Origin of the sequence: Methanoregula sp. (assembly GCF_002835825.1) — an archaeon.
Taxonomy (GTDB): Archaea; Halobacteriota; Methanomicrobia; order Methanomicrobiales; family Methanospirillaceae; genus Methanoregula.
This window is the reverse complement of sequence record NZ_PIZH01000635.1, coordinates 1-1,198: the sequence shown is the minus strand read 5'-3', so window position 1 is coordinate 1,198 and position 1,198 is coordinate 1. Positions and strand designations below refer to the sequence as shown.

Sequence of the window (1,198 nt, the reverse complement as noted above, 5' to 3'; positions counted from 1 at the left end):
TCGTGGCGCTCCAACAATTCATTGTCTACCGATAGCGGCTTCCTCTCGGTGCACATGGCGCGGAGGTTTGCGAAGAAGGACGTGGCCAGACCTCCCGGCCCCTTCATGAAATCACCGTGCCGGGTATTCCCGTGATTGGTGTCCAGCACACGCATGCCGCCAATGAGCACGGTCATGTCGGGCGCTGTCTGGGTCAGGAGCTGCGCTTTATCGACTAAGAGCTCCTCTGCCGATACAGAATAGCGGGCTTTCTGGTAGTTGCGGAACCCGTCTGCCTTCGGTTCAAGGACGGCGAAGGAGTCCACATCCGTCTGCTCCTGCGAGGCGTCCATGCGTCCCGGCGTGAAGGGGACCTTCACCTTGTGACCGGCGTTCTTCGCTGCCTGCTCGACACCGGCACAACCGGCGAGCACGATCAGGTCGGCCAGCGAGATCTTCCTGCCGTCGGCAGCTTTACTGTTGAAGTCACTCTGTATGCCCTCCAGGGTTTTGAGCACCTTCGCGAGCCGGGCAGGCTCGCTGGCTTCCCAGTCCTTCTGCGGCGCGAGCCGGATGCGGGCGCCGTTGGCACCGCCACGCTTGTCGGAGCCGCGGAAGGTGGAGGCCGATGCCCATGCGGTCGAGACCAGCTCCGGTACCGACAGGCCGGAAGCGAGGATCTTTTTCTTAAGGGCGGTGATGTCCTTTGCATCGATCAGTTTGTGATTGACCGCGGGGACGGGGTCCTGCCAGATGAGCTCTTCCTTCGGGACATCAGGGCCGAGATAGCGCGAGCGCGGGCCCATGTCCCGGTGCGTCAGCTTGAACCATGCCCGGGCGAATGCGTCTGCGAATTCCTCCGGGTGCTCGTAGAAATGCCGCGAGATCTTTTCATAGACAGGATCAAGCCGCAGGGAAAGATCGGTGGTCAGCATGCCGGGCGGGCGGCGCTTCGACGCGTCGTGGGCATCCGGCACGGTGTCCTTGCCGCCCATCGGCCGCCACTGGTACGCCCCGGCCGGGCGTTTCGTGAGCTCCCATTCGTTCTCAAGGAGGATCCGGAAGATGTTATTTCTCCAGTGAGTCGGCGTACTGCTCCAGGTAACCTCGATGGCGCTCGTTATCGCATCATTGCCTTTGCCGGTGCCGAAGCTGCTCTTCAAGCCAAGCCCCTGCTCCTCGATGGGGGCTGCTTCCGGTTCCTGCCCCACATGGGCCC

At 62.4% G+C, this 1,198-nt stretch carries 1 protein-coding gene; it reads right to left on the bottom strand.

The window, feature by feature from the left end:
* On the bottom strand, positions 1-1,198 hold a 1,198-nt coding region (locus tag CW742_RS14010), incomplete at both ends, for a peroxidase family protein (RefSeq protein ID WP_342764891.1).